Source organism: Bradyrhizobium brasilense (assembly GCF_029714345.1).
Classification (GTDB): domain Bacteria; phylum Pseudomonadota; class Alphaproteobacteria; order Rhizobiales; family Xanthobacteraceae; genus Bradyrhizobium; species Bradyrhizobium australafricanum.
Genome location: NZ_CP121669.1, coordinates 7,384,197 through 7,407,964, shown reverse-complemented (window position 1 = coordinate 7,407,964; position 23,768 = coordinate 7,384,197). Strand labels below are relative to the sequence as shown.

At 58.7% G+C, this 23,768-nt stretch carries 14 protein-coding genes and 1 pseudogene; 11 read left to right on the top strand and 4 right to left on the bottom strand.

Features of this window, described 5'->3' with window-relative positions:
• The first annotated feature begins 1 nt into the window (after position 1).
• Positions 2 to 3,406: an autotransporter outer membrane beta-barrel domain-containing protein gene (locus tag QA635_RS34235; RefSeq protein ID WP_283064098.1), complete on the top strand. Its 3,405-nt coding sequence runs from the start codon at positions 2 to 4 to the stop codon at positions 3,404 to 3,406.
• Between the two features lie 451 nt (positions 3,407 to 3,857).
• Here QA635_RS34235 and QA635_RS34230 read toward each other — a convergent pair whose 3' ends face one another.
• From QA635_RS34230 to QA635_RS34220, 3 genes are all read right to left on the bottom strand, one after another.
• On the bottom strand, positions 3,858 to 4,982 hold the full coding sequence (locus QA635_RS34230; RefSeq protein ID WP_283064097.1) for a YopJ family acetyltransferase: 1,125 nt from the start codon (positions 4,980 to 4,982) through the stop codon (positions 3,858 to 3,860).
• A 219-nt stretch (positions 4,983 to 5,201) separates the two neighbouring features.
• A complete protein-coding gene (locus tag QA635_RS34225; protein ID WP_283064096.1) occupies positions 5,202 to 6,950 on the bottom strand; it encodes an NEL-type E3 ubiquitin ligase domain-containing protein in 1,749 nt (582 codons plus the stop codon).
• 456 nt (positions 6,951 to 7,406) lie between these two features.
• A complete protein-coding gene (locus QA635_RS34220) occupies positions 7,407 to 7,745 on the bottom strand; it encodes a hypothetical protein (protein WP_283064095.1) in 339 nt (112 codons plus the stop codon).
• 216 nt (positions 7,746 to 7,961) lie between these two features.
• Here QA635_RS34220 and QA635_RS34215 point away from each other — a divergent pair, with 216 nt between their 5' ends.
• The 9 genes and pseudogenes from QA635_RS34215 to QA635_RS34175 form a co-directional block, all read left to right on the top strand.
• Positions 7,962 to 8,510 carry a GNAT family N-acetyltransferase gene (locus QA635_RS34215; RefSeq protein WP_283064094.1) on the top strand — a complete coding sequence of 183 codons (549 nt, stop codon included), beginning with the start codon at positions 7,962 to 7,964 and terminating at the stop codon, positions 8,508 to 8,510.
• A 2,091-nt stretch (positions 8,511 to 10,601) separates the two neighbouring features.
• Positions 10,602 to 11,942 carry an NtaA/DmoA family FMN-dependent monooxygenase gene (locus QA635_RS34210; RefSeq protein ID WP_283064093.1) on the top strand — a complete coding sequence of 447 codons (1,341 nt, stop codon included), beginning with the start codon at positions 10,602 to 10,604 and terminating at the stop codon, positions 11,940 to 11,942.
• Positions 11,943 to 12,042: 100 nt separating this feature from the next.
• Positions 12,043 to 13,659, top strand: coding sequence for an ABC transporter substrate-binding protein (locus QA635_RS34205; RefSeq protein WP_283064092.1), 1,617 nt, complete (start codon positions 12,043 to 12,045; stop codon positions 13,657 to 13,659).
• A gap of 4 nt (positions 13,660 to 13,663) precedes the next feature.
• A complete protein-coding gene (locus QA635_RS34200) occupies positions 13,664 to 14,620 on the top strand; it encodes an ABC transporter permease (protein WP_283064091.1) in 957 nt (318 codons plus the stop codon).
• The gene (locus QA635_RS34195; RefSeq protein ID WP_283064090.1) at positions 14,617 to 15,480 is read left to right on the top strand and encodes an ABC transporter permease; all 864 of its coding nucleotides are present in this window, start codon (positions 14,617 to 14,619) and stop codon (positions 15,478 to 15,480) included. Before QA635_RS34200 ends, QA635_RS34195 begins: the two co-directional genes overlap by 4 nt.
• Positions 15,481 to 17,193, top strand: a complete 1,713-nt coding sequence (locus QA635_RS34190) for a dipeptide ABC transporter ATP-binding protein (protein ID WP_283064089.1) — start codon at positions 15,481 to 15,483, stop codon at positions 17,191 to 17,193.
• Positions 17,194 to 18,044: 851 nt separating this feature from the next.
• Positions 18,045 to 19,526 (top strand): pentapeptide repeat-containing protein, encoded by a 1,482-nt coding sequence (locus tag QA635_RS34185; protein ID WP_283064088.1) that lies wholly within the window; start codon positions 18,045 to 18,047, stop codon positions 19,524 to 19,526.
• Positions 19,527 to 19,735: 209 nt separating this feature from the next.
• Positions 19,736 to 20,617, top strand: a complete 882-nt coding sequence (locus QA635_RS34180; RefSeq protein WP_283064087.1) for a pantoate--beta-alanine ligase — start codon at positions 19,736 to 19,738, stop codon at positions 20,615 to 20,617.
• A gap of 410 nt (positions 20,618 to 21,027) precedes the next feature.
• A pseudogene (locus tag QA635_RS34175) lies at positions 21,028 to 21,333 on the top strand (DUF6035 family protein); the annotation flags it as partial.
• Positions 21,334 to 21,843: 510 nt separating this feature from the next.
• Here QA635_RS34175 and QA635_RS34170 read toward each other — a convergent pair.
• A complete protein-coding gene (locus tag QA635_RS34170) occupies positions 21,844 to 22,050 on the bottom strand; it encodes a phospholipase effector Tle1 domain-containing protein (protein WP_283071983.1) in 207 nt (68 codons plus the stop codon).
• A 428-nt stretch (positions 22,051 to 22,478) separates the two neighbouring features.
• Here QA635_RS34170 and QA635_RS34165 point away from each other — a divergent pair, with 428 nt between their 5' ends.
• Entirely contained in the window at positions 22,479 to 23,768 is a 1,290-nt protein-coding gene (locus tag QA635_RS34165) for a cytochrome P450 (protein WP_283071982.1), read from the top strand.

Below are 23,768 nucleotides of genomic sequence, written 5' to 3'. Positions count from 1 at the left end.
TATGAAGACGAAGACAGTTACGACCATCATACTTGCGGTTAATTCGTTGCTAGGTTCGCCCAGTAGGGCCATTGAAACTTACGATGTCAGCGATTCGAACGGTGTGCCCTTCATGCGGGCACGGATATTCGGTACCAGCGATGGCCCTTATTGGGAAGAAGGTGACAGCCAGCAGCGATCGCTGCGGAATTTGCCGCAGTGGGAAGTAGATCATTCGCTTGCGGCGATTCGGCATTGGGCCGAGATCATCAACGTCATACCGGGGCAGTCGCCGGCCCTCGTCAACATCGGTGGAATTCGCGCCAACACCGCATATGCCAATTTCGATACGTCCCCCGGTGGCGGTACCAAAGTGCAGGCGGCACTCACGGGTCAAGATCCGGGCGAGCTGCAATACGGCGCGCATGCCATGGTTACAATCGGCCAGATGGGGTTTTCGTCCGAAGCATACATCCCTTCGCAATTGCCGATGACTCCAAAGATAGGTCTTACACCGGTAATGATTCATGAGCTCGGCCATGATCTCGGAATCGGCAGTACTATCGGCTATGAACCGTTCCCGGATTTCCCTGGGCCGCTATCAACCTATTTCCCGGAAAAGATAAATGCCTGGACAGAGCATTTGTACGACGACAATGGCAAACAAGCCAAGCCTGGACAGACGATCTATTGCGCGGTCTGCGCGAACCCGCGAGCCGACGGCGTTTTTGACCTGCGTCACGATCAGGGGTATTTCGCTGGCAAGCATGTGAGTGAGGTGCTGGCCGGCGCAATGCCAGGTATTCCGGTGCGAGTGATGGACGAGCATGGTCAACGCCGCGATGTACCCTTCGCCTCGCACATCGAACTTAAGAACAGCCTGATGAGCCACCAGGGATACCGTAACTACACCTCTTTGATGGAGGCGGAGATCGCCGCCTTGCAGGATATCGGCTACAGCATCGACCGGCGCAAATTCTTCGGTTATTCAACCTACGGGAACGGCCAGAATCTGGTAAACGACAATCCTTTCTTCGCTCGTAACGCTGACGGCACGGCCTATCTGCCGAATACGTACAATACGGCTACGCTTGGACTTGGGCTGCACGTCTATGGCAGCGGCAATACTGTGGTCCAGCGTGCCGACCTGCTTTCTCAAGGAGCAGGGGGCGCCGGCATCCGCGTCGACGGCGAAAACAATCAGATCATAATTCCGCCTGGGACCCGCGTATACGCCGACGGCGCCTATGGGCGCGGCGTCATGTTCGCTTATGGAAAGGATCATACGTTTACTCAGCGTGGAAACGTGCAGGCTCTCGGCGAGCATGGCATCGCAGCAAGTTTCGACTTTGGCAACAACGGGATGGGCAACGACTATGAATATCGTGGATCGTATATTCGCACGATCGGCAATGACGCGGCGGCGATGCTGAACGAAATCGAGGGTCCCCTCGTTAGCAAGTTCGATCTGACCGGACGCCTGGCTGGCAGTCATGCAGCGATGTACATGTCGAACAACGGTTATGTCGGCGAGATCAATGTCATGCGTGGCGCAATGCTGTCAGGGGACATCCTGTCTGACTACGCCCAGCTTGACGAGAGCGGTGCTCTGCGCCTGACCAAATTGACATTCGGTATGACGCCTGATGCGAACGGTCACTCAACGCAGGAGCCCGACCAAACCTTTGCGACCCGTTATGAAGGGAATATCATTGGACGCAACCTGTCGCTGCGGTTGTCGGGCGGCGTCACGCTGTTTACCGGAAATCATGAACTGTATGACGCAACTGTCGCGCAGGGCGCAACCTTGTCCGGCAATGGCAGTTATCTGCTCAATACCGATGGCCGCTTCACCAATAGCGGTACTGTCGCGCCGCTTATCGGTCGCCTTGACAGCAGCATAACGGTGAATGGCGACTATCTGCAGACCTCGACCGGTCACTTGCAGGTCGCGGTGAATGATAGCGGTGCGTTCAGTCGTCTGGTGGTGAACGGCAATGCGACGCTCGACGGCACGCTCACGATCACCCCGCAGCGCGGCTGGTATGGCAGCGGCTTCAGCTTCTCCTCCAATCAGTGGCTGAATGCAACAAATCTCTCGGGCTCCTTTCCGAACGTGACGACATCGCTGCAATCACCAACCTTGCTGGCGAGTGCTACAGCCGAGGGCGGCAACACCTATTCGTTGAAGCTTTCCCGCCCATCCGATGCTTACTCGCGATATGGGGCCAATGCCAACAGCCGCGAGGTAGGCGCGACGCTCGATCAAGTCGCCGGCAACGCTGCGTCGGGGCTGCACCCGCTCGTCGCGGCACTCGATTTCTCCTCGCCTGACGGCGCGGCGGTGACATCTGCGCTGCGACAGCTCTCGCCCTCCATCTATGCGTCCGAACAGGGCAGACGTATCAATGACAGCTTCTATGCGCGATCGGCCGTCTACGACCGCCTGGAACAGGCGTTTGGCGGGGCGCCATCATCAGCGATGGCGTCGATCGGTTTTTATCCTGAGCAAAAAAGGTCAGATGGCGATTCCGTCCCTGCCATCGCCGCGGCGTCTTCTGATCCGCCATCCTATGACCTGCAGGGTTATGCCGCGTGGGCTTCTGCCTTTGGCGGATGGACGGCCCAGTCAGGGGATGGCAATGCTGCAAGCACGAGATCCAGCATCAGCGGCTTTATGACCGGTATCGATAGGCCGGTATTTGAGGACTGGCGCTTCGGTGTTCTTGCGGGCTATAGCCGGTCCACTTTCAAGGCTGGCGCTGCTTCTTCGTCGGGCCGCAGTGACAATTACACGGTCGGGACCTATGCAGGCACCGAGTGGATCCTGCCGGAAGGAGCCCTCGCCCTCCGCTCAGGCATTGCCTATACATGGCACGATCTTGAGATGAGCCGCAACGTTCGGTTCCCCGGGTTCAACGACAACTTGATCTCGGATCACGGAGCAGGCACTTCCCAGATCTTTGGAGAACTGGGTTACAAAGTCCATGTCCGCAAGTCTTCTCTGATCGAACTCTATGCCAATCTCGCCCACGTTCGCGTCGCAACGGATGCTTTTTACGAAAGGGGTTTGAACGGGGCGGCGCTTGATGTTCGCGCTGACACGATGGATACGACGCTCTCCACGCTCGGCGTCTACGCGACCACCCGTTTTCAACTTGGCCACATTGCCACGACTGCGCGCGCTGACGTTGGCTGGCGTCATGCCCTGGGTGACATTATTCCGCTGGCGATAGCCAGCTTTGCTGCAGGTTCCAGCGCTTTTGCAGCTTCAGGCGTATCCATTGGCAAGGATGTGGCACTCGTGGAATCCGGTCTGGACTTCCAGCTTTCGAGCAACAGCACCCTTGGCATCGCCTATCAAGGTCAGTTCGGTTCAGGCATCACCCAGAACGGACTGAATGCCACCTTCAACGTGAAGTTCTGATACGCATGCTCAATCACCATAGAACCGCTTTGAGGCCTGATGGAAGCAGTTCCTGGCGGTCTTCAGATCGGCCGCCGCTATATGGTGGGAGGACTAGCGCCACTGACGACATAGGTCCAGAACGCCGGACTGCGCTCAGTCGCCCACCTGATCCAGAGGCCGTTCGGTCTTCGTGGATCACCACGAACTCATTTTCGATCGGGCGCCGGCCGTACCGGCGTCAGACATGAAATTGTTCCACGTTTTCACGTGCACATTGTTGCCGATCATGATTGATAGATGCCCTTCCCATTACCGTTAGATGAGAGGATGGCGACCTTACCGATCCAGCTCTGGACACGCTGAAGCTGACCGCCGCTGCATATCAGTTGCGCGTGCTGGGGCCTGGTCACGCCCTTAGCCATATCGTTCGCGCCGGCTTTGTAGGCTGCACGTCCAGCATCCCAGACACCTAGTCAGATAGCATGCTGTCCAATGCCTTGCGGATCTTGGTCGCCCGCGACGTCTCGATAGATGCACTGTAATTTAGAGGCCCGCGCTGGACAGCAAAGGCGTCGCGCCTTTCGGCCAATGACTCCGATTTTGGGGCGCGACTGCTGGTGCTCACGTCTTCGTCTCTGAAACCAAGCCGGTTGCTTGCAGCTTCCTCGATGACGTTGCCCGAGTGGGAATGCTTGTAAAACAGCGCCGGGAGCATCTTCTCCCCGTGAAACAAGTTTATATCGACATGTTCCAGCATGGCGTCGGGTGAAGCCATATAGTCGCTTGAAACATCCCGCTCGTCGGCAATCGTTCCGCGCCGACGAAGATTGTTGTGCCAGTCATCGAAGGTTGATGAATTTTGGCGTGCCGCCAGTGTAGATTGCATGCTGAACATTACGCAATCGCTAGCGGATTTCTGCACACCAACCCCGATAAAGGCCCACTTCGGCTCCGTCCCCAGCTGTTGTAGTGTTTCCCGTCGCAGTCGGGAGTATGGAGCGATAAAGGTGTAAAGGTCGGCCGGCTCCATCGCGATGACCGTCGGAGCCGCCCCGGCCCGGGTTCGAACATCCGCAGCAAAGTGGTGCGCCTCGCCATCCGCCAACCGTACGATGGCACGCCAGGCACCAGTCGATGATCGGTCTGTCAACGCTTCGAGAAAACCGGCAGGCGAACCCATATATCTGAGATTAAGGTCCGGGTAGCGCTCGTTGTAGCTGTCCGCTAAGCGATCAATATTGTCGACATCGAGAGAGAGCAGCTTCTCATCGGTCTGGATGTCGGCAGACAGATAGCGAGCGACTTGCTGACCGTAGTCGACTAGGCCGGACGAAAGTCCCGCCTGGCTGGCGCGCTGAAGTGTTTGCCCAAGCAGCTGGAGCTTTTCGTCAATGCGGGCCGGCCGAATAGGTTGCGACGTGGTTCCGCGATCGGCCTCGCTAGAGGGTCCGGCCGCGTGCTCCTGTTCGTCAATGGATCGAGGCGGGACCGATTGCACGGAATCCAGCTGAGCGGCAAAATCAGCTTCCTGGCTCGGTCCATCGTCCTGAGAAGTCTCGCGCCGTATGCTCAGTCGTGAAATGCAGCCGCCCATTCTTACCTCTTGTTGAAAGGAACCCGACCGGGCTCGCCACGAGCTCGTCCGCAAGGGCTGATATTAGTCTTAATCGGGCATTGAGCGCCGACGAAGGTCCGGGATGAGGGATTCTTGCTCGATGGTGCAAGCGCGCGCCACGGTTGACTGAGGTTCCAGGGGACCAATGATGAGAGCCGCGTCAAGAGTCCCTAATGCCTCTTAATTGAAGGGCGCGCTTCACAGCGCAAGGCCACGGTCTGCGAGCACCTGATGCATCAGCGCGCCCTTGATCTCGCGAGCGATTTCCTTGTTGATCTGGGCACCCAACACCCGCTCGGCATCGGCGTCGCCGGTCAGACCATGCTCGGCAAGCCGTTGCACCAGGCGGCTGTTGAACTCGTCGCCCATCGCAGCGAAGAGCCGCTCCTGCATTGCTTTATAGGCCTGGGGCGCGATGCGGCTCACCACCGTCTCCCAGGGTTGCCAGCGCGTCGCCAGATAGTCGGCGAATCCCGTCGCCTCCTGGTTTCGCACCGACGTCTCGGCTGCGGCAATGTCGTGCTCGGTGACGTGGGAGACAGCGAAAAAGCGCATGTTCGGAGCGATGTGCTGCAGCTGCAGCACATCGCGCAGCTTGACCTGATAGGCGAGATAGACCTCGATTTCGTCGACGAAGCGAAGCGAGCTGACCTTGTCGCGCGCAATCTGCTCCAACGCGTCCAGGCGAAACATGACGCGGCCCTGCTGCAGGAGCTTGTCGAGCCGCTCGTCATAGGCCCCGTCCTCCACATCAGCGTTCAGGCGTGCGGTCTGCATGTCGTTCCAGGTCAAAGTGATCCGATCCTCGCAGCTGGCACTCGCTCCGATGGCTAGCTGAAGGTACTGCTCGCGCAATTGCGGCCTGGTCGCCGTTTGCCGCAGATCCTCCGCCACCGTCTCCCGGAATGCGTCATTGCCATAGCTCACGGTATCCCGCAGCCTGTCGAGGAAGCGTGAGTATTGCTGGGCACCCGGCTCATCGGCGAAACCCTGCCAGGCGGCTACAATTGCCGGCTCGTCCTCGAGCCAGCTCGCGACTGCCTCGCCCAGGGGCCGGGCCTGACCGTGCTCCGCTCCTTCACCCATCGAGAAGAAGACTCGCGGGCCGACATAGTCCGCAGCATTGAGGGCTGCCGCTAGATTGGTCCGCACCCGCTCGGGCAGCGGATTCTCGTCCAGATCAATGGTGCATTGAGCGCTGAGCTGCGTCAGCAAGGTCTCAGGCAAGCTGCTCAGCTCGTTGTGGTCGGCGAAGAGAGTCAGAAGCGGAGGCGGGAGGGTGTTGGGCAAACTCGTCAGCTCGTTACCGCTAATGCTAAGCCAACTGAGCTCACTTGGGAGGGTTTCGGGCAGCGCGATCAGCCGATTGCGACCGGCATCGAACTGGCGGATTCCAGCCGGGAGCGTCTCAGGCAAACTGGTCAGCCGGTTGCCGCGGACGTTGAGCGCCTGAAGCGTTGCCGGAAGGTTATCGGGCAGACTGTCCAGCTGATTGTCATCGACGCTCAGGCGCTGAAGCCCGGCCGGAAGGTCGGGCAGGCTGGTCAGCCGGTTACCGCTGGCGTCGAGCTCCCGAAGCGTTGCCGGAAGAGTATTAGGCAGATTGTCCAGCTGATTGTGGTCGACGTTTAGACGTTGGAGCCCGATCGGAAGGGCAGTGGGTAGGCTAGTTAGCCGGTTGCTGATGGCGGAGAGTCGCAGGAGTTCGGCGGGAAGGGGAGCCGGCAAGCTGCTCAGCTGATTCTCGTTGACAGTCAGGCGCTGGAGCCCGGCCGGCAGCGCGGCGGATAAACTGGTCAAGGACAGCGATGAAAGCTCCAGCCACTGCGGCACATCCATGTTGGCTGCCGCATCCCGTAAAGCTCTTGTTCGTCTGACTGCCTCTTGCCCGTCTTCGTGTTCGCCCTGCCCCTCTTCGGCAGCCCAGCCCTCCAGGAGCTGATCCATCGACGGCTCTCCGGCGGCGGGGCCCTCAACATTCGTTGGATCGGCGGTGGGGACCCGTGCTCTGGTCAACGCTCCGACCCACTCCGTTGCGGCCCGGGTGAGACCGCACAGGCAACCTTGCCGATGGGCTCGCTCGGAAGCTTCGGGAGCAATGGTGGTGCGCTGGGCCCGCCCCGTGTCCATTAACTGCCTCTTACGCCAAATCGCGGAGATGCGCCGGATCGGCGCTTTTCGAGCCGATACTTGTCACCGCGGATGGACGATAACGGACGAACGATATGCAGGCGATCAAGGCCCCGGTTGCGACCGCCGAACACGCCACCTGATCCACGCGCCGAGCAGTTGCAGCCGGGCACAGGACGTCCGTACGGAATCCGGGGCGTTGGCTTGCTTGATATTGTTTAAAGATCCATTCCATTATCCATCGCCAGATCGAGGAGAAATCAGCGGGACCGGTCAACGTGGATAGGCATATGACGTTATGAGGCTTAGCTGTCGATAAGCTGACGGGTCTTGGAAGAATTCCTTTGCGGCATGACCGGGCAATAGACTGTCGAGAATTTTGTCGCCCAGGACGATAGCCGCGATCCGGGTGAGAAGAGCGCGGCAGACAGGTTCTTCCGAGCCGACCCAAACCCGACAAGAAGGCACGGCGCAACACCAGGGCTTCCTTAGAAAAATCGAACGCTTCATCGAGACAAGCGTTGCCCACCGCTTAAGCGCATGGCCATAAATTGGCTCGACAGCGACATAGTCGCCGCCGAAGGTGAAGATCTTCTCGGACGGAACCGCCATCAAAAACTCCTTCAAGAAGCGAACGCCCGCCACCGGATTGATGATCCATGCCTAGCACATGTTGATCGCCGCGTTAGGATCATGTTTGGCCAACGCAATAAACTCGTGCTCATATGGGTAGCCAATCTTCGCTCTCCTGCAGCACTTCGAGCTCGGCATTCTGAGCAAGCGTAGCGAGCGAATCGATTGGACGAATGAGAGTGAATGAGGATAGACGTGAGCAAGCCGCATTGGCGTCCGGCCAGCACGACCGACATTACTGCGATTATCGCGATCGCAGAGCGCATCCATCCCGATCTTTTTGAGCGGCCTGACGTGTTTGCGGAGAAGATGCGGCTTTGTCCCGACGGCTGCCGCGTGCTCGTCGGGGACGAAGGGATAGTCGGCTACGGCCTTGCCCACCCCTGGAAGCAGCATCAGATCCCGCCGCTCGATTGCTTCCTAGCAAGCTTGCCCGACGATGCGGACTGCCTCTACGTGCACGACGTGGCCGTGTTGCCCTTCGCCCGCGGTGGTGTAGCGGCCGCCTATATCCGGACTCTCGAGCAACTCGCACGCTCGTCGGGGGCAGTTCTAGCGCTGGTCTCGGTCTATGCCACGCGGCCGCTATGGGAACGGTTCGGCTTTCGGTCCGTCACGACCGATGCGGAATTGCGCGCAAAGTTAGCATGCTACGGCGAAGCTGCGACCTATATGCTCTGGGATCTCGCTGCAGCGCAGCCTCCTCGCCCTCCCACGCCAAATGACGACATCAGAATCGGCTGATCAGGCACAGACCGAATCGTACTCGCGAGCAATCGCTTCGCGGAGCCATTGTTCGAGTCTTCGAGGGTGGAAGATTTGTTCCTGTATTATGGCAGATCTTACGTTGTAAGCGTGCTGAAAAATCAGCCGCAACGCGTACGTGAGCCACAAGGTAGAGTTGAATAACTTCGACCGCTGGCTCCAGGAAATCGACAGATCACCGATAAGCAACGCGTTCTCTACGTTCACACGAAGTAGATAATATCCGACCCGCTGGGCCTGAACCCGGTCATCAGTGTGCGGGCTCGGCCATTTTCTCCGATGCCATCACCAAGGATTAAAGCATGATGGTGATCCAGGCAACGATACCTTGGCGGGCAGTTACCCCGGCGAGTTCGTGAGATTGTCCTACGCAATTCGCGAGTCCCTATCGTTCAGGACAATCAAGCAGCCGCCGCGGCCCTTCCTCGCAAATACCTAATCGAAGCCCGAAGCCAACGAAGCTACCGGGATTGGGGATCCCTGCGGCCGGGAATTCGTGGCGAGGCGTGCATCCATCTTCGAGCCGTCCATCAAGATGAACTGGGTAAACTGGTCGCGGCCGGCCAGCTTCAGAACGCCTCTACAGCCGCCATTAGGTTCGCGACGACGCCCTGCGCCTGCTCGCCGTCTTGTCGTCGGGGACTCCGGAGGTCCGCTCCATTATCCTGTTGAGCGTCAGCAAGGCGTCGGTCCTGTCGCGGACAGGGCCGCTTGTCCGCCAAGCAAACGATTTGCATGTACCCCTCGTCCCACCATGCCGGCGGGGATGCTGCGATACGGGTGGACGCCCGGCCAGAAGCCGAGCCGAAAAAAGGGAGAGGTACCGCTCGTTGTCTAATGGCGATGTCCAATCGTGAATTGGCCCGGTGCGGCGCGCGCGCATCAAGTTCGATATGCGGCTCAACTAGCATCCTGATCCCAAGACGGCAGAGATTGAGCTCGCGCAGCCGGCAGAAGCATCCACGGCAATATCAACCCTGACTTTCCGCACACGATTAGTGCGATCCTTGGCCCGACGGACAACAAGAAACTGCAATCTCGTTCGGGCTTTGCCGCTGGTCGTCTTGCCGCCCATCTCAAAACTGTAGCGCCATTTGCCTGCCGACGCTTCATGCTGAATTGCACGCCTCTGTGTTGCATAATTTCTTTCGACCTCACCACCGGCATTTGCGCCGGTTCAGCACCGCGTCGGCCAAGTGAGATTGAGGCTGATTCCTGAGGCCGCTGATCCGGCCCGCCAAGGAATGCGGCCTTGAGGGCGCGCGTGACCAAGTAGCAATCTCAGCTGCCAGGATTGTGTCACCGATGCATCGAGAATTTGGAATGTTTCATCGTATTATTGAATGATTGACTCGGCTTCACCTGGCTGACCTTAACGTTGAAACGCGGCAGAAAGCGGTCGATCAAAACTGTCGCGCCAAATGTCTTATGTGTCGTCGAACGCATCGATCTATTAGCTGCAAGCCGGCGGTTGCCGCTTGAAGTCGCTGTAATCATGCATCGACGTTTTCGGTGAATTTGACCAGAGAGCAGTCTGGTTCAGCGATGGAAGATAGACATCGAATAGAAGAGGATGCCAACCGAGGATGTTAGATTGAAATACTCAACTATTGCGTTTGGCTGCTCTGGACATCTAGAGATCGTCTAGCTTGAGCTCGCTCGGTCGGTCCAAGCGTTACGATCGCGAATGGGCGCGTCGACGGCACCTTCCTGAGAACGAAGCGAGCTTTTTGATGAATAATGGAGAGCCGATGTGAGTGCACTCGTGTGGAAGCAAATCGGGGGTGCAAAAGAGCTGCACATAGTTCGGCGTCATTTGGCAACTATCGTGGTCGCAGGTCTTCTGGGGCGCGCCGGCTCGGAGAACATCGCAAGGCCTAGCCAAGGCCTCTTCGGTGATACCCGCCTGGCATCAATCGGCGGCCTATTATCAGCGCTCTCAAATAGGTTGCTCGGGGGCATTCAGGGCGGCCCTGCGCGAAACGGCGTGGCCGCCGACATCGCAGGAGGAGATCGGCCTGTTTACAAGACCCTGCGAGCGGCTCAGAGGCCGTCGCATTCGGAGGTGTGATGTTTTCGGTCAACTCCATGCTTCACCTGGGTTTGAATCTTCATGGCGCTGGTGGGCACTCCGCCGCGTGGCGCTGGCCGGGCACAGATCCAGGCGCCTTTTTTGATATCGAGCACTACGTCCGGGCTGCGAAGCTTGCGGAGCACGGTCTGCTGGATGCCGTATTCCTCGCCGACACGCCCGCGATAAATTCCGACATTGCGCACCAGCCGCCGCTGAACGGGCTCGAGCCTACGCTGGTTCTCTCTGTAATTGCCCGCGAAACGGAGCGGATTGGGCTGATCGCGACCGCGTCGACAACCTACAATGAGCCATACAATCTCGCCCGGCGTTTTCAATCTCTCGATGTCATCAGCGGCGGCCGCGTCGCGTGGAACGCCGTCACGACCTCGAACTCGGCGACGGCTGCGAACTTTGGCGGTCATGAGATCGCACGAGCGGACCGGTACAGACGCGCCGAGGACTTCGTTGAAGCCGTCCGTGCTCTCTGGCTGAGCTGGGGCGACAAGATGATCATCGCCGATCAGGCTGCGGGAGTTTACGCAGATCAGAGTCAATTTCGGCTACTCGACCCGGCTACGAATAGCTTCGGTATCCGAGGCCCACTTACGCATCCCGCTTCGTCGCAAGGTCATCCCGTCATCGTTCAAGCAGGCGGTTCGGAGCCCGGATTACGGCTTGGTGCCCGCAGTGCAGATGTCGTGTTTGCGGCAGCCGGAGACTTGGCAACGGCGCTGCAGGAGGCCGCGCGTCTGCGCGCGCTCTCTCGGCAATTCGGACGCCCCGCGGCTCCGCTCATCCTGCCAGGCCTGGTCACCTGCATCGGGGGAACCGAGGAAGAGGCAGCTCGTCGCAAAGAGCAGCTGGACGAGTTGCTCGATCTAGAGCGCGCCGTGGCCGCCCTTGCACGAAGCATGGGCGCGGCAGTCGAGAAGCTCAGCCTCGAAAGGACCATCCCGCAGGAGATTTTGCCCGATGCAGATAAGGTTCCGTTTTCTGTCGGCCATCATCGCACGATTGAAGTTCTCGCACGTCAAGGCCGGACGGTTCGCGAGATCATCAGTGCCGTTCAAGCGTTTGGGCATCGCCTGATCGTGGGCGCACCCGAGCAGATCGCGGATTCGATTGAGGCATGGTTCCGCGCTGGCGCGGTCGATGGTTTCAATATCATTCCGGACGTGCTGACGGATGGCACTCCGGCCTTTGTCGACAATGTGGTGCCCATCCTGCAGAAGCGCGGACTGTTTCGCAGAGAATATCGGGGGCAGACACTGCGGGAGCATTTCGGGATTTCGATTCCTTTCGAGCCGGCAAGAGCCACGGCTGGCTCACCGCTGTGACATTTCCTTAACGCTAGTGTTCCGGAGCCTGGATATGCTTTTACCGACTGCGCGACCCACGAGGCGCTTCACTGGCCAGTCGAACCATCTAGCAAGAAAGATGGCGGCCGCCCTTGCCGTGCTCTCAGGCCTGTCTCAATGGGCACCCAGCGTTCATGCTCAAGAGGGGGGAGCCGTGAAGCGGGGAGGCGTTATCCGTTATGGGCATTTTCAAGAGCCTGCCTGCCTGTTCGGCGGGTGGGTGCAGCAATGGTACCTGCAACGCCAGTACAGCGACAATCTGGTTGCTCGCAGCGACGACGGCAAGATTGCGCCATGGTTGGCCGAGTCCTGGACCATCTCCGACGACAAAAAAGTGTACACATTCGAGATAAAGCCGAATGTGAAGTTCACGGACGGGACTGCCCTCGATGCGCAGGCCATCGCTGACAATATCAACGGGTGGCTCAGCAATGACCCCGATCTTCGTAATCCCACTGCCGCTCCCTATCTTAGCGACAGCTTCGAATCGGCAAAGGCAATCGCTCCTCAGAGGCTGCAGGTAACCTTGAAAACGCCGTTCCAGCCCTTGCTCAATGTGTTCGCCCAATCCTCACAAGGCATTCTGTCGCCATCCGCGCTCAAACGTGGACTTGCGGTGAATTGCGAGAATCCGATCGGCTCGGGTCCTTTCATCGTCGACAAGTGGCGCCATGGGCGGGAAGTCACCTTCCGCCGCAATCCTGACTACAATTCGGCGCCGGCCACCGCGAAACACCAGGGCCCGGCTTACGTTGACGGAATAAGCTGGAAGTTTCTGCCAGATCAGACTGTCCGATACGGCTCACTGATCACGGGCGAGACCGATGCCATATACGATATCCCGGCCATTGCATGGAAAGACGCTAATTCCCGCTTTGGAGTATTGCGGCATGTTACTGGCGGCACTCCTCTACGCCTTGCGTTGTATGCGGCCAGGCCTCCTTTTGACGACGTGCTCGTCCGCAAGGCTTTCGCTTATTCTACTGATCGAAAGGCCGCGGTTGACACATCCTTTCTTGGCTCTTTGCCATTTGAAGGCAACGGTGCGCTAAGTCAAAGCTCGCCGGAATACCTGCACGAGCTCGGGCGGGCGTATGCGTACGATATTCGCAAAGCCAATCAGCTGCTTGATCGGGCGGGTTGGACTGAGCGCGACCGTAACGGCATCCGTGTCAAGCACGGCAATTCACTGACGGTGCGCATTTCCTATTCGAACGCTTTTCTGAAGCCCGATGGCGAGCAAGCCTTGCAAGTAATCCAGCAGCAGGCAAGGGCGGCTGGTTTTGACGTACGTCTTCAACCCACTAATCCCGCTGATTTCTTCGCCGGAAGAAACCTTGGCCCCGACGATTATGAAATCGTGCTGCTCTATTGGGTTGCACCCGGCGCCGAGATCTTCCGAATTTCATGGAAGCCGGACCAGAATGGTGAACCCAATCGATTCAATCCGTCGCGCTTCCAGGATCCGGCGCTTTGGGAGGTGATCCAAAGGGCGGAGCAGGATTTCAGCGGCGCTGAGCGTACCGGTCTTTATCAGCAGGCGGAACGGAAGATCGTGGATGAGGCTCCGGTGGTTGGCTTCACGGTGCTGGACGTGACTTTGGCCACCAGCCCTAATCTGAAAGACGTATGGCTGGACCGCGGGTCGGTGGGCGAGCCCGTCTTCTACGACGCTCATTTTGATGAAAGGAAATGAGGCCGTGAAGCTCGTAGCCCACAATCGGCTTGTTTGGTTCGCGCGCCGCATACTCTCCGGCGTGGCTGTCGTGTGGGCTGCAGCAACGTTTGCGTTCCTAATTCAGTGTTCTCTGCCAGGCGATCGCGCGCAGATCATCATCAATATACGGAATGGTAACGTCGGGCCGGCCCCTCCGGCAGAACTCGCAGCTGTCAATGCGCAATATGGCTTTGATCAACCGCTCGTGGTTCAATACGCGAAGTACATATGGCGAATCCTGCACGGAGATCTTGGTGAATCATACCAGCAGCATCGGCCCGTCGCAGGGATCATCGCAGAGCAGATTGGTCCGACTATTGTTCTGGCGATCGCCGCGCTGCTGACGGCATGGGCTATTGCCATCTGGACCACCCTGTTGATCGCCGGCAGAAACAACATATGGTCGAAGCTGCTCAGCGGCGCGCAAATCTTCCTGGCAACCGTGCCGCCTTACTGGCTAGCTACAATTCTGCTCGTCGTCTTTGCGGTGAACTTGCGGATATTTCCCGTTGTAGGGGAAAGTTCAGCCATGGGACTCGTTCTCCCAACCCTTGCGCTGGCTCTCGAACTGTCGGGCTTTTTCGGACAAGTCGTTCTGAACGAGTTCACGCGCGTGCTTGAGCAGCCCTTCGTTACGTCCGCGCGAGCTCGAGGTATGAGTGATTTCGGCGTCAGACTTCACCATGTCCTGCGTCATGCCGCATTGCCCGGCATTACGTTGTCAGGTTGGGCTCTTGGCAAGCTTCTTTCGGGGGCGATCTTGATAGAGGTCGTTTTCGCCCGCCAAGGCCTGGGTGGAGTTCTCGTCGCAGCAACGTCCTCGCGGGACGTCCCGATTGTCTCGGGAGCTGTCTTGATCTCGGCGGGCCTATTCGTCCTTCTTAGTGTGATTGTCGATCTGGCTTACCGGATGCTCGATCCGAGGATGAAGCTGACATGAGCAGGTTCGCGGAAGTCACGGTGTCTCAGCTGCTCAGAGAAGTCTTGGAATTCATCCGCCATGTTCCATTCCGTGTTGCTGCCTCGCTTGCCATCATTGGCTTCTTTGTCCTCGCGGCCATCGCGCCAAAGGTGCTGCAGACGCACGACCCGCTCGCTATCGATTTGAGCTCGTCATTGCAGTCGCCTTCGATCGTCCATTGGTTGGGTACAGATCAATTGGGCCGGGATCTCTACTCCCGTGTGCTGGAGGGGGCTGGCCAATCGCTTGCCATCGGACTTGGTGCGACCGCGCTGAGCATATCCGTTGCACTCATTCTCGGGGTCGCCGCCGCACTTTCCGGTGGCGTGGTCGACAGCATCCTCACCCGGATTTTCGACGTGCTCTTCGCAATTCCAACGCTCTTGCTAGCCCTGGTGTTCGTCACCGTCTTTGGGCCGTCGGTGCTGACTGAGGTCATAGCCGTCGGAATCGCCACGGCTCCAGGCTATGCGCGCATGATCAGGGGCCAGATGCTTTCTATCAAGGGGACCGGGTACGTGGAGGCAGCCAAGGCGCTCGGACATCCGTTTCCCCGTATCGCCTGGAGGCATATTCTTCCGAACACGATGAACCCCCTGACAGCTATGATGACAATCGGCGTCGGTCAGGCGATTATCTGGGCGTCGGGGCTAGCCTTTCTAGGTCTTGGCGTTGCTCCCCCGGCCCCTGAATGGGGCGCGCTGCTCAATGCCGGGCGCAACTATGTGATCTATTCCTGGTGGCTGGAGGTCATACCCGGACTAGCCGTGACGATCTTTGCCCTTAGCCTCACCATTGTCGGAGGCCACCTGCAGGACCGTCTGGAAGGAAAAACTTGAATGTTACAGGCTCCTCCCAGGCCCGTCTCGCAGCAGGCAGACCTCCTCACGGTCGATTCGCTGCGTGTCTCTTTCGGGCGTGACATCGCCACGAAAGCGGTCGTGCGCAATGTGTCCTTCTCCTTACAACCGGGGCGGTGCCTTGCGATCGTCGGTGAGTCCGGCTCAGGAAAGAGTGTGACCGCGCGGGCTCTCATAGGCCTTGCCGGTCGCCACGCCAGGGTCCATGCACGCCAACTGAGCTTCGATGGGACGGACCTGATCGGCCTTAACGATCGTGGCTGGCGGCGCATTCGCGGCAGCGGGATTGGCTTCGTACTACAGGATGCACTCGTCTCGTTGGACCCGCTCCGCCGGATCGGCAAAGAGATTGGCGAGGGCTTACGCCTGCATGGTGCCGTATCATCACGCCTGGAGCTCGCACAGCGCGTGATTGCTCTCCTCAAGCTCGTCGGCATCCCTGAGCCCGAGATCAAGGCTCAGCAACTGCCGCACCAGTTGTCCGGCGGTCAGCGCCAACGGGCTCTCATCGCTGCAGCACTTGCGCTCGAGCCACGCGTCCTTATCGCCGATGAGCCGACCACCGCTCTCGACGTGACAGCGCAAGCTCAGGTGCTGGCACTGCTCGAGGAAACCAAAACCCGGGGTAAAGCTCTGATCCTGATCAGTCATGATCTGGCGGTGGTCTCCCGCGTGGCGGATGAGGTCCTGGTTATGCGTCAAGGCGAGGTCGTCGAACGCGGTACCGCCGCTCAGATATTTGGAGATCCACGACATTCCTATACTCGTCAGCTGCTAGATGCCGTGCCATCAGGCCGGCCGCGCGGCTCACGCCTTCCACCATCGACCGTTGGCGGAAAAACGCACCCACCCGTGCAATTGCTGCCGAGATCTCGTCCCATCGTGCTCGAAGCCACAAGCCTCGTGAAGCGATTCAGCGGCCCGGATGGAGCTTTGCGGGCGGCCGTCGACGGTGTCTCCTTCGAATTGCGATCCGGCGAGACATTGGGCATCGTGGGTGAGTCTGGTTCAGGAAAGTCCACGATGGCGCGCATGGTCTTGGCCCTCGAGGAACCCGACGAGGGGGGCGTTCAGTTTGAAGGGAAGGCTTGGACCAAGCTTAACGAACGCGAAAGGCGGGCTCGCCGACGTTCGATATCGATCATTTACCAGGATCCTCTTGGCTCGTTTGATCCACGTTGGACGGTCGGCCGCATTTTATCCGATAGCCTTTCGAGCAACGTCGAGACATCGAGCAAGCGTCAGGAGCGCATCATCGAGCTGCTCGATCTAGTCGGATTATCCCAGAGCCTCCTCGACCGGCGACCGATCGAGCTCTCGGGCGGTCAGCGCCAGCGCGTCGCGATCGCCCGCGCGATTGCACCAAATCCTGCCGTGATCGTCTGCGATGAGCCGGTTTCGGCGCTAGACGTCTCGATCCAGGCCCAGGTCCTGGACTTGCTCGGCGATCTGAAAGCTCACCTCGGCATGAGTTATCTCTTCATCTCCCATGATCTCGGCGTTGTTCGTCATATTAGCGATCGCGTCATCGTGATGCGCCAGGGGAGAATTGTCGACTGTGGCGATACTGAAGAGATATTTCTCAATCCACTATCTGAATATACTAGGAGCCTTATCGCCGCCATGCCCCGTCTTGTGCGCGATCCTGAGATAAGTCGTTCGTCAACGATTCTCGAGAGAGGCATCGCGTGAATGCTGCCGAATTCGACTTTCTGGATCATAAATAGCTGATCTTCGATCGCGGAGGTATTACCATTTTGCGCGCCGGTTGGTTACGATCGCGCGCTCGTTCATCGCTCCGCTGGCACAGTGTGTGGTTCGCGGTGGGGCGGCCGGCGCGCGGAGCGGGCCAGTCGAGCTTGTACACTCCCTGTTCGCGCCTCTACGGTTGGAACGTGCCGAATTCCTTGACTATGTGCCCCTTCTCGGCCATCGCCGTCTCGCGAGCGAGCTCGGAACTTGGTTTTTACGATATCCCTGCGAACCTGGTGCGATCCCCGACAAGAAACGGCTTTTGTCGGGTTCAAAACACTTGGCGTCGATCCGACGATCTCGATTTCATCGCATTTATTCAGGCCCTTGTTACAGCTGATCGGCTGGCACGGTCATTGCTCAGGTGGTGCCGAGTACGGCGCTACATAAGCGATCACTTTCGGCCGCAAGCCGTGGCTTCATTTTGAGAAAGAAGCAAGAACGTGAACTTCGCGCATTCCGTTGGCGGATGCATTTGCCGGGGGAGAGCCGTATCAAGCCAAATCGCATCTTTGGGCATATCGGCATAGTCGTTGAGCTTGCGTTGTTGACGTGGCGGGCCGCTGAATCATCGCAACATGCAGTGGTGGAGGGGCCATGGTACATTCTGTCGACGCGCGCACCACCGCGGCTGCGAAGGCCCGCACTGCAATTGCTGCGTCATCGACCCATCGAGTCGCGGTTTGGCAGACGACAGGGGGACAATCGCTTAAGCCTACCCGCACTTGCCGAGTGACAAGAGCTAACAACGAGAAGCCCACTCGCAATCCGGGCAATATGGAATCGTCGACATGTCGCAAACGATCGACGCTAACATCGAGTGCAGCGCAAATGAGGAATCAGAAAACTGGGCCGGGCCGATAAATAACGTTTCATGCGATGGAGAATTTGTTCGACACTGGAGCCGAGCTTCTGATCGGCCGCGCGCAGTGGCGGCCGTTGGCAGACGAACTGAGGAGGCTATCAGAAGAACGGGGATTGGCCTGCAGCTATCCTCCGAGAACTTGAGCGGTCTCGACCTATCCGATTTCCCGTTGCGGCGCTGCACCCTCAATCGCGCGCAACTCTACGGAGCAACGTTAGATCGGGCAGACCTTTCAGGGGCGAACCTTATCTGTCCTGGGCTAGAGAGAGCAAGCTTCCGTGGCGCCAAGCTCGATTGTGCGTATATGCACGCGATTGCAGCACAAGTCTGCAACTTCGATGATGCCAGTCTGCGCAATGTAGTTGATGCGACCGGCAGTCTGTTTCACGGCTGCAGCATGAAAAGAACGCGTTTTGATAACGCGATGCTCAGTGGACTTTTCGCCTATCAATGCGACGCGAGTTACGCTGTATTCGATGGGGCGGAACTGCAAGGCTCGACTATTAACGAGTGCTTCCTTTCTTCCGCTTCTTTTCGCTTTGCCAAATTGAGCCAAGTCACGATCACGAAGACGTATCTGGCGGCGTGCTCGTTCTTTCAGTCAAAGGGTGACTGTTTATCGATCGTGCGTCCCACGTCGGTCGACGGCCTTGTCCTGGAAGGCGCTCATCTTCCGTATCTGAGACTCTCAAAGGTGAGCGGCCGGATTACGGCGAGAGCACTAAGCGCCCCATTTGCTGATCTGCACCTGTCAAATCTTTCCAGGACCGAGCTTGAACAGGCAGAATTGACCGATGCACGGCTCCTGTCCGTAAACTTGTCCGGCGCGAACCTCGTCGGCGCCGTGTTGAACGGTGCATCTATTCGTTCCTGCCAGCTCGATGGAGCGGACCTGTCCCGGGCATCAGGCGAAAGCATTTCGATAACAGAAAGCACCATGCGAGCCGCTAAGTTTACGGGCTTTCGTGGCCGCTGTGCGTTTATGCGCGACTGCGATCTTGAGGATGCAGACCTATCTCAGGCTTACCTCTACAGGTCGATACTTACCGGTGATCCCCCGCAATCAATGGCATTGGATCGCGCAAATCTCGAAGGATCCAATCTAGTGCAGGCGTATCTCGCGGCGGGAATGACTGGCAGTAACCTCGAGGCTGCGCGCGTCGCATACATTCGCATGAACCAATCGTCCTTGCGCGACGCGAACCTGAGTGGAATATCCCCCTTCCAGGCAAGCTTCGTAAAGGTCGATTTTTCGGGCGCAACGGTAACCACATTCGAGCCGCCGTTCTTTGCAGATAGATGTCCGGGACTACCGGCCGCTCTGAAGGGTGGTCCGCCGCGCGAACCGGAAAGCTATCTGGCTGAGTTGTCGTCGTTGATAAGACGTGGTCGAGCTGGATCAACCTGATTGTTTCAGAAGGCCGAAATGACTGGGAAATACAATGTCAGACAGACTAGGCCGATTGGGACTGAGCCCCCCTTCGTGAGGTGAGACATGAAACTCTCGTCGATGTTAGCTGGCCGCGCGCGGTCGATGCGGCGCTCAGGCCAGGTCTTCCGTAGTCTGAGCGATGGGACAAGGCGGTCCTTGTGTTCAGAAGAACTGGATCAAGACACATGCATCTAGATTCCCTTTCAGCAGGCAGGGCCTTTCTCCGGGAGGTCGCGAGAACAGGCCAGACGATTGGCACGGTGCACACTTTGGGCGCTCTGCACCGCGGCCATGCAGAACTCATCAGAAGGGCGGCAATTGAGAATGATGTTGCAATCGTCACGGTCTACCCGAACAAGAGCCAGTTTGAGCCCGGTGTTAGCTACGAGTTCAATCTGGACGACGACATTGGGCTTGCGCTACGCGCGGGAGCGACCGCTGTGCTTTCGTCCAGCGATTCCGAGATGTTTCCGGCGGGCTATCGAACGTTTCTAACGCAAGACGACTATGATCTGCGTCTGGACGGGCCCGAGGAGCACTTGAAGGAAGCTGTTACCGGTTCAATCCGCTGGATCTGCTATGCACGCCCCACCCGCAGCTATTTTGGCTTGAAAGATATCGGTCAGGCGATCTTGGTAAAGCGCGCCGTCGCAGACCTGCTTCTTGATTGCGAAATACGATTTGTGCCGACGGTGAGATATAGGAACGGAGTGCCGATTTCGTCGCGGCTACGACGCTTTAGCCGCTCTGAGCTTGATGAGCTTTCGTGCCTCTTCATGGCACTGAACCATTCGAGGAAAGAGATCGCTAAAGGGACGTCCTGCATCAAGGATCTGATAGCATCAGCCGCATCTCTGATCGCATTCCGACAGTTTAAGCTCGATTTCGTTCGGATCGTAGACGCTGATAGCTTCGAAGATCTGGAGCAGGTCAAGCTCCCTTTCATAATCATCGGTGCGGCAATGGCTCATGGCCTCAGGGTCTTTGATAGCATCTACGTTCCCGATCAGGATACGCTCCTGGAAGGTCCCGCGGATATTTGGATCGATTTGCCTGAGGAACCGTAGCCGAACCATCCTGCGTGGAAGCAGCATACGTCGCCATCGGCGCGTTGCAGATCGACTCAATCAAGGTAATCGAGCGGAATCCGTTCGCTCTCTCCTCTCGGATCCTGGTCATGAACGCGCCGCGACCTACTCGAGCCGTGCTGGAGCGCAGGGGCTGTGTTATGACAGCGCATCCTAGCTTTGCCGCGCCGAGGGACAATATCGAGAAGGTCGATCTGAAGATCGGCGCAGGCCGCAGCTTCCTCGGATAGCGTCTGATCGAGTTGGCAATCCCAGCGACTCATGGTCGACCGTTTGATGTAGTAGCTCTAGTTCGAGACGCTGAGCAAACCTCGGCATAGCTCCGTCTGATAGACGATTAAGGCAGGTGCCACTTAAATTCTATCAGGCGCTAATGTTGGCCAAGGCCGATGTTCGCGGCCACTCGGCAGCACTACTGTTACGCGGCCAATAGACCCATACATGCGCTCGGTCAGAACACCCCGCGCACGACCGCAGGAAGCGTCGTTGTCGATGAGTATCTCATCCTAGAGAGTGGACGAAGGCGGCCGGACGTGCGCGCGATCTATGATGGCATGCCACTCGTCGTGGAGGTTCAACTTGCAACCACGCAAATCCCCATCATCGTGCAACGCGAAGATTTCTATGAGAACGCATCCATTCGCCTGATTTGGCGCACCTGGAATTTTGAGCCACCCACGAGCGGCCGATTACTCAGTTCGTTTGAGGACATTTTCTACTCTCACGACAAGAACCTGTTCTCAATGGACGACAGCCCTCTCCAGACAGCGACAAGAAGTAATCTTGCACGCGTCCTCGCTGGATTAAGACGCATGGCTCTCGAAATTGGTCACGATCTCCGATCTCAATTGGATCGAGGGAGGGCGCGCGCAAACGCGGTCCCGTCGAGGCCGCCTCGGCGTCACGACTTTCTGTCGCGCTGGCGCGGCGCGCTCGGAGAAAAAGGCACGAAATGGAAAGAGCGTGAGATCCTGTTTGGCGAACTCGTCGCCAAAATGGCGATTCCGGGGATCGACGTCAACGAGCTGCACGCGCTCGCCGCGCGGCGGACTATCAACTGCGACAGGTTCGCCATGTCAAATGCTTTGAGAGATGACGTATATTTCCACGAAAGCTCATTGATCTTGGTGCGAAACTCCTCGGAATCCGGTTCGGCCCTTATGATTTCCTCTTTGAGGTTGAAGATCTCCGCAAGCTTCAGGAATCTATCGTCTACCTTGATGCCGAAGCCGTCGGGCGTCTTGCCGTCCGCAAGGTCTCGGCCGCATGCGCCATCCAACCCAGCGAGATGTCGGAGAGGCGGCGTCGTTTTCCGGATCGCTACCGCCGACATCAAAGTGGTTTCCGGCGAACCACACCTGCTGCAGCCAATCCGGATGCTTGAAGTATCGCGCAAGGGCTGCCTCGTACATTCAGCGCGAGAGCAGGCCTTTGTCGGCACTTGCTGCGCCGGTTGTCGGTATTGAGACTCAACGACAGAAACCTGACACTACGCGCCACTACGGAGTGCCTGCTGGGCCTGCGAATTCACTTCGGCACGCGATTTGCTCTGTTCACGCATCATCACCAACCGCAGTGCGATGTTCTTCGGGACGGGCACGGCGCACCAGACTGGAGCTCAAACGGTGTTCGGTTCGATCTTCCAGCGCTTCCCGCGCTCCGCCTGGCCGCGGCGGCCGAAGAACTGAAGTTGCGCGAGGACATCATCCTGGCGGGTCAAGGAGTTCCCGGTGCTCTGGTGATGTGGCGGACGCCGCCGGGGATCGCGATCTTCTCCGCAATTTGCCGGCGCGCATGGCGCGCGCCGGTCAGATTAGCAGCCAGCCAACAGGTAACCAGGATGGACGTGCAAGAAGCCACGGCAGCATACCGGGACGCTTTCGCTGAACTAGCGTCGCCAGCGTGCATCCACGACCCGTATCCGTTCATGCGCTGGTTGCGCGAGCACGATCCGGTGCATCGTGCGGCGTCGGGCCTCTTTCTGTTGAGCCGCCACGCCGACATCTACTGGGCGCTCAAGGCCACGGGCGATGCGTTTCGGGGACCGGCGCCGGACGAACTGGCGCGCTATTTCCCGCGTGCGGCGACCAGCCTGTCGCTCAATCTGCTGGCCTCCACGCTAGCGATGAAGGACCCATCGACGCATACGCGTCTGCGCCGCCTGATCTCACGCGATTTCACCATTCGCCAGATCGACGACCTGCGGCCGGGCATCGCGCGCATCGTCGCCGCGCGCCTGGACGGCATGGCGCCTGCGCTGGAACGCGGGGAGGCCGTGGACCTGCATCGGGAATTCGCGCTGGCGTTGCCCATGCTGGTCTTCGCCGAACTGTTTGGCATGCCCCAGGACGACATGTTCGGGCTTGCCGCCGGCGTCGGCGCCATTCTGGAAGGCCTGAGCCCGCACGCCAGCGATCCCCAGCTCGCCGCGGCGGACGCGGCCAGTGCCAGAGTGAAGGACTACTTCGGCTGCCTCATACAGTGCAAGCGCACCGATCCCCGGCACGACATCGTGTCGATGCTGGTCGGCGCACATGACGATGATGCCGACACGCTGTCGGATGCCGAGTTGATCAGCATGTTGTGGGGCATGCTGCTGGGCGGCTTCGCCACTACTGCTGCGACCATCGACCATGCGGTCCTGGCGATGCTGGCGTATCCCCAACAGCGGCACTGGCTGCAGGGAGACGCCGTGGGGGTGAAGGCATTCGTCGAAGAAGTCCTGCGCTGCGACGCGCCCGCGATGTTCAGCTCCATTCCGCGTATCGCCAAACGCGACATCGAACTGGGCGGCGTGGTGATCCCGAAGAACGCGGACGTGCGCGTGCTGATCGCGTCCGGCAATCGCGACCCGGAGGCCTTCGCTGATCCAGATCGCTTCGATCCCGCGCGATTCTACGGCACCAGTCCAGGCATGTCGACCGACGGGAAGATCATGCTGAGCTTCGGTCACGGCATTCACTTCTGCCTCGGTGCGCAACTGGCCCGGGTGCAGTTGGCCGAGAGCCTGCCGCGGATCCAGGCCCGGTTCCCCACGCTGGCATTGGCCGAGCAGCCGACCCGGGAGCCCTCCGCGTTTCTTCGGACGTTCCGCGCGCTGCCGGTGCGGCTGCATGCGCAGGGGAGCTGA